Source organism: Pseudomonas sp. Sample_9 (genome assembly GCF_004307535.1).
Lineage (GTDB): Bacteria > Pseudomonadota > Gammaproteobacteria > Pseudomonadales > Pseudomonadaceae > Aquipseudomonas > Aquipseudomonas mercuritolerans.
The window spans coordinates 1-5849 of sequence record NZ_RAZO01000062.1; the positions used below are offsets into that span (position 1 = coordinate 1).

Consider the following 5849-nt stretch of genomic DNA (forward strand, 5'->3'; position numbering starts at 1 on the left):
TCCTTGATCACATTCAACAGCCTTCATCCCATTCGGCAATCGCCCCTCCAACCGCAACTCAGCCATCCGACTCTGAGCGGCAATCAGCGCGATCGATCTATCGCGCAGCAGCCCATTGCTCTGCGTCATCAACCCCGCGACGCGCACGGCGGCGGACATGGCGACGGCGATGATCGCCAGTGCCACGAGCACTTCAATCAGGGTGAATCCTTTCTCTCGCGTTCGCGCGCGCATACATGGCCCAAAAGCAAAACCCAGCCCTCGACGCTAACCCCCGTCCTTGACGGCTTGACGACGGAAACACCCGAGGATTTTCAACATCCCTGACATATCTTCTTGCAACACTGCGCGTCGAATTCGGATCAAGCCAGGGAATGTCGAGATGGATATCGCACCTTTGAACACGCTCAGTCAGTCGACGCGCATGCCGCGTAGCCAGCAGGGTTTTACCTTGATCGAGATCATGGTGGTGGTGGTGATTCTGGGGATTCTGGCGGCGATGGTGGTGCCCAAGGTGCTCGACCGGCCGGATCAGGCGCGGGCGACGGCGGCGAAGCAGGATATTGGTGGGTTGATGCAGGCGTTGAAGTTGTATCGCCTCGATCACGGCACGTATCCGAGCATGAATCAGGGGCTGAAGGTGCTGGTCGAGCGGCCGGCGGATGCGAAGAACAGCAACTGGCGTTCGTACCTGGAGCGTTTGCCCAATGACCCGTGGGGCCGGCCTTATCAGTACCTCAACCCGGGCGCGAACGGTGAGGTCGATATCTTTTCCCTCGGCGCCGATGGCCAGCCGGACGGCGATGGCGTGAATGCCGATATCGGTTCCTGGCAGTTGTAAGGCCGGCCGTGAACACAGGTTCGCTCAACAGGGCGAAGCAACGGGGCATGGCGATTATCAGCGCGTTGTTGATTGCCGCCGTGGTGGCGGTGATTGCGGCGGGGATGTTGACGCGTCAGAGCGTGGCGACCCGGGCGCTGGAGGCCGATCAGCAGCGGGTGCAGGGGCGTTGGCTGGCGCAGGGTGGTCTGGAGATCAGCCGGCAGTTGCTGTGGGATGCGCGCCTGCGTGATCCGTTGACCCGGCGTGATCAGCCTTGGGCGCAGCCGTTGTTGGCGGCGGGTTTTGCCGGGCGGCTGGAGGACGAGCAGGGCAAGTTCAACCTGCGCAATCTGGTCGCCAATGAGCGCATCGATGAGGCGCAGGTGCAGGCGTTTGAGCGTTTGTGCGAGCTGATTGGTGTGAGCGCCGTTGTCGGGCAGAGCATTCGTCAGCGGGTGATTGCCGGTTATCCGCATCTGCTGAATGCGCAGATTGGCGCGACAGGCAAAGCAGGTTTCGACAGTGGCCGCGCGACGTCGCCGGATGCCGATCACAAACCGCCACCGCCTAAGGTGCCGATGCTGCGCACGCTGGATGATTTGCGCAGTGTTGAAGGCGTGACCGATGCGCTGATCGGCCAACTGGCGCCGTACGTGACGGTGATTCCGGCGACGACGTGGATCAACGGCAACACCGCCACGGCGCAGGTGCTGGCGGCGTATGTGCCGGGGCTTTCGCTGGAGCGGGCGACGGCGTTGATTGCCGAGCGTGACGCCGGGCGCTGGTTTATCAATCGCGGCGATTTCGTGAACCGCTTGCGCATGCCGCAGCTGGAAATGAGCAGCGTCAAGGTCGGCATCACCAGTGACTGGTTTCGTTTGCGCGGTGAAGCGCGGCGTGATCAGCGCCGGGTCAGTCTCGACGCTTTGCTGCACCGCAGCGAGGATCGGCTGCCGCAGGTGATCTGGTCGCGGGTGGGCGCATGAGCCAGTTGCGCGTCGGGTTGCCGCCGCTGGCGGAGCTGGAGTTGCACAGCGAAGTGAGTTGCGCCTGGCTGGATCGTCAGGGGCAGGTCAGTCGTGAGGAACGGCTCACTTTGAGTCAGTTGGGGCAACGGCCGAAGCAACCACCGCTGCTGTGTTTTCTGCATCCGGGCGACAGCCTGCTCGCCAGCATTGATCTGCCGCCGCTGCCCGCGAACAAAACGGCGGCCGCTGTGCAGTGTGCGGCGCAGGCGTTGATGCTCGGTGACAGCAGCCAAATGCATATCGGCCACAGTCCTCGTGATGCGAGTGGGCAGGTGCAAATCGCCTGGGTGGCGCGGCAGCACTTGCAGCGTCTAGCTGCGGTACTCAAGCAGGCGGGGTTGACGCTGCGCGGTTTGTATCCGGCGCCGTACAGCCTGCCAGTGCTGCCGGGGGTTGTCGCTTGTGTGGCGGACGGGCATTTGCTCCGGCGCGAGAGTTTGAACAGTGCGCAGGTTGAGCCGTTGCTCGGTGACGAAGTTGATGAGGCATCGTTCGCAGCTGACGCGACACAACGCTGGATCGGTCCATTGCCCGGTTGGGGTTTGCACGGTGGTCTGCAGCAAAGCGGCGGCGAGCAACGTGGCTGGGGTCGCGCTGTCGGATGTGTGGCTTTGGCCGTGGCAGTCTGGGTGGTCGGCCTGAATCTGTACGCCGCTCGGGAAGCGCGGCAGGGCCAGCAGCTCAAGGCGCAGATGAGTCAGCGGGTGAAGCAGGCGTTTCCTGAACTGCCGGTGATTCTCAACCCGCTGCAACAGGCGCGTCAGCAACTGGAGCAGCGGCAAAAAGGCGCCGTCGATGACCCGGCGCAGAACTTTAATCGGCTGGTGTTGCAGGCCGGCACGGGCATGCCGTTCATGGCCGGCAGTGTCGAGCGCCTGACTTACCGCGACGGCGCTTTGCAACTGGCCTTGCTCAGCGATGCAAACCGTGGCGGCAACGACAAGGGCTGGCAAAGCACCTTGGCCCAGGCCGGCATCAGCGTCACTACCGATGACGCAGGCTGGACGCTGCGCCCGAGCGATGAATCCAGCGCAAACACCAACGAAGACGACGACAGCGGAGCAGACGATGAGTAGGGCGACGCTGGCGATTTACCGTGCGCGCTGGCAGCGCTTCAGCAGTCAGTTGCAGGCGCGTTGGCAGCCGTTGGCGCTGCGTGAGAAACGCATGGTCGGCGGCATGGCGCTGGTGCTTGTCGGTCTGCTGATCTGGCTGACGCTGGTCAAGCCGCCGCTGGCCAGGATCACTTTTTGGCAGAGCGAAACGCCCAAGCTGCGCGCGCAAACCGAGGCGCTGGAAGTGCTGTTGCGCAGCGTCAACGTGCGGCCGCAGGGGCAAAGCGTTGGCCAGTCGCTGGAGCAGAGTCTGCAAGCGGCGGGGCTCGCCGGGCATTGCCAATTACACGCGGCGGAGGGCGGCGCGTGGCAGTTGGATGTCGACGCCGCGCCGGCCGATGCGCTGCTCGACTGGCTGCTCAGCCAGCCGTCACAACTTTCTCTGCAGGTGGTCGAGGCGCAGTTGCAACGCGCAAACGAAACCTCGACCGATGTCACCGCCGGCACATTGTCAGGCACCGTTCGCATGGATCAGGCGCAGGGCGCTAAGGAAGCTTCATGAAGGAGTCACGCTGCAAACCGGCACGTCTGGCGCTGCCGTTGTTGCTGATGGCATTGAGCGCGTGCAACAGCACCACGACGCCGCAGAATCAGCCGCCGCTGTTGGTCGACAGCGAGCTCGGGCGGCCGCTGGCCAACACCCAGCGCAGCGGCGATGCGGTGGCCGATCGCGAACGGGCGCAGGCTCAGGCGCGGCCGGTGCCGAAGCAGTTGCACAACATCAGCCAGCGCGGGCGCGGTGGTGCTGCGGCGACGAGCAACTCGGTCGCGCGCAATCCGTTGGGCGAGCAACCGGTGACGCTGAACTTCGTCGAGGCGGATATTCAGGCGGTGGTGCGTGCGCTGTCGCGTGCTACCGGGCAGCAGTTTCTCGTTGATCCTCGGGTCAAGGGCAATCTGACCTTGGTCTCGGAAGGCCAGGTGCCGGCCCGGCAGGCTTACGACATGCTGCTCGCGGCGTTGCGCATGCAAGGCTTCAGCGTGGTCGATGTCGGCGGCGTGGCGCAGGTGGTTCCCGAGGCCGACGCGAAACTGCTCGGCGGGCCGATCTACAGCGCCGACAAACCGGCCGGCAACGGCATGCTCACGCGCACGTTTCGCCTGCAATACGAGAACGCGATGAACCTGATCCCGGTGCTGCGCCCGATCGTTTCGCCGAACAATCCGATCAATGCCTACCCGGGCAACAACACCGTGGTGATCACCGATTACGCCGAGAACCTCACCCGCGTCGCGCAGTTGATCGAGAGCATCGACACGCCGAGCGCGATCGACACCGATGTGGTGCAGATCCAGAACGGCATCGCTGCCGATATCGCGCCGATGGTGGCCGACTTGCTCGACGCGCCGGGCAATGATCCGACGCAGAAAATCGCGGTGATCGGCGACCCGCGCTCGAACACCATCATCATCCGCGCCGGCAGCCCCGAGCGCACCGAGCTGGCGCGCAACCTGATCTACAAACTCGACAACGCGCAGAGCAATCCGAGCAATCTGCATGTGGTTTATCTGCGCAACGCCCAAGCGGCGAAACTCGCCCAAGCCTTGCGCGGTTTGCTCACCGGCGAGAGTGACAGCGGCAGCAGCGACGCGGCGCGGTCGGTACTCAGCGCGATGGGCAGCAGCACCGGCGGCAATGCCGGGCAGAACGGCCAGAGCAGCACGCCGAGCACTGGCACTTCAACGACGACTGGCAGCGGCGCAAGCGGCGGCAGTTATGCGCAGGGTGGTGGTGGCGGCAGCAGCAGTGGCGGTACGCAGAGCAGCGAACAGAACGTTGCGTTCAGCGCTGGCGGGGTGACGATTCAGGCTGACGCCACCACCAACACGCTGCTGATTTCCGCGCCGGAACCGCTGTATCGCAATCTGCGTGAGGTTATCGATTTGCTGGATCAGCGCCGTGCGCAGGTGGTGATCGAGAGTCTGATTGTCGAGGTTGGCGAGGACGATGCCAGTGAATTCGGTGTGCAGTGGCAGACCGGCAATCTTGGCGGCAAAGGCGTGATCGGTGGCGCCAATCTGGGTGGTGCGGGTCTCAATACGGGGGCGAAGAACAGCATCGACGTGCTGCCGCAGGGTTTGAATCTTGGCTACGTCAACGGCACGGTCGACATTCCCGGCATCGGCAAGATTCTCGATCTGAAAGTGCTGGCCCGGGCGTTGAAGAGCAAGGGCGGCACCAATGTGCTGTCGACGCCGAACCTGCTGACCCTGGACAACGAAGCGGCGAGCATTTTTGTCGGCCAGACCATCCCGTTTGTCAGCGGTAGCTACGTCACTGGCGGCGGGGGCACCAGCAACAACCCGTTTCAGACCGTGACCCGCGAAGAGGTCGGCCTCAAGCTCAACGTGCGCCCGCAGATTTCCGAGGGCGGCACGGTGAAGCTGGATATCTATCAGGAAGTCAGCAGCATTGATGAGCGCGCGTCCAACAGCGTGACCTCGGCGGGCATCGTCACCAACAAGCGGGCGATCGACACCAGCATTCTGCTCGACGATGGGCAGATCATGGTCCTCGGTGGTTTGCTTCAGGACGGCTACAGCCAGAGCAATGATGCGGTGCCGTGGCTGGGCAGCCTGCCGGGCATCGGCGCGCTGTTTCGCAACGAACGCCGGGCGATCACCAAGACCAACCTGATGGTGTTCCTGCGCCCGTACATCATCCGCGACAGCGAAGCGGGGCGCAGCATCACCCTCAACCGCTACGACTTCATGCGCCGCGCCCAGGGCGGCTTGCAACCGGAACGCAGCTGGGCGATGCCGGACATGCAGGCGCCGCAATTGCCAAGCGCCGCGCAAGGCGTACCAGCGCCGGGGCCGACATCAGGCCCACGCGCCACGATCAAAGCCGTACCGATTGAAGGGAGCACCCGGTTTTGACTG

At 63.8% G+C, this 5849-nt stretch carries 6 protein-coding genes; 5 read left to right on the top strand and 1 reads right to left on the bottom strand.

The window, feature by feature from the left end; genetic code table 11:
• On the bottom strand, positions 1 to 234 hold a 234-nt coding region (gene gspI, locus D6877_RS03580), incomplete at its 3' end, for a type II secretion system minor pseudopilin GspI (RefSeq protein ID WP_130909880.1).
• Between the two features lie 190 nt (positions 235 to 424).
• Here gspI and gspG point away from each other — a divergent pair.
• Genes gspG through gspD form a run of 5 tightly spaced genes read left to right on the top strand, consistent with a single transcriptional unit; the run spans position 425 to position 5846 of the window.
• Positions 425 to 841 carry a type II secretion system major pseudopilin GspG gene (gspG, locus tag D6877_RS03585; protein WP_130909885.1) on the top strand — a complete coding sequence of 139 codons (417 nt, stop codon included), beginning with the start codon at positions 425 to 427 and terminating at the stop codon, positions 839 to 841.
• A 47-nt stretch (positions 842 to 888) separates the two neighbouring features.
• Positions 889 to 1809, top strand: a complete 921-nt coding sequence (gene gspK, locus D6877_RS03590; RefSeq protein ID WP_130909881.1) for a type II secretion system minor pseudopilin GspK — start codon at positions 889 to 891, stop codon at positions 1807 to 1809.
• Positions 1806 to 2927, top strand: coding sequence for a type II secretion system protein GspL (gene gspL, locus D6877_RS03595; RefSeq protein WP_130909882.1), 1122 nt, complete (start codon positions 1806 to 1808; stop codon positions 2925 to 2927). Before gspK ends, gspL begins: the two co-directional genes overlap by 4 nt.
• Positions 2920 to 3468, top strand: coding sequence for a type II secretion system protein GspM (gspM, locus tag D6877_RS03600; protein WP_130909883.1), 549 nt, complete (start codon positions 2920 to 2922; stop codon positions 3466 to 3468). Before gspL ends, gspM begins: the two co-directional genes overlap by 8 nt.
• Entirely contained in the window at positions 3465 to 5846 is a 2382-nt protein-coding gene (gspD, locus tag D6877_RS03605; RefSeq protein WP_130909884.1) for a type II secretion system secretin GspD, read from the top strand. The genes gspM and gspD overlap by 4 nt, the downstream gene beginning before the upstream one ends.
• Positions 5847 to 5849 lie beyond the last annotated feature (3 nt).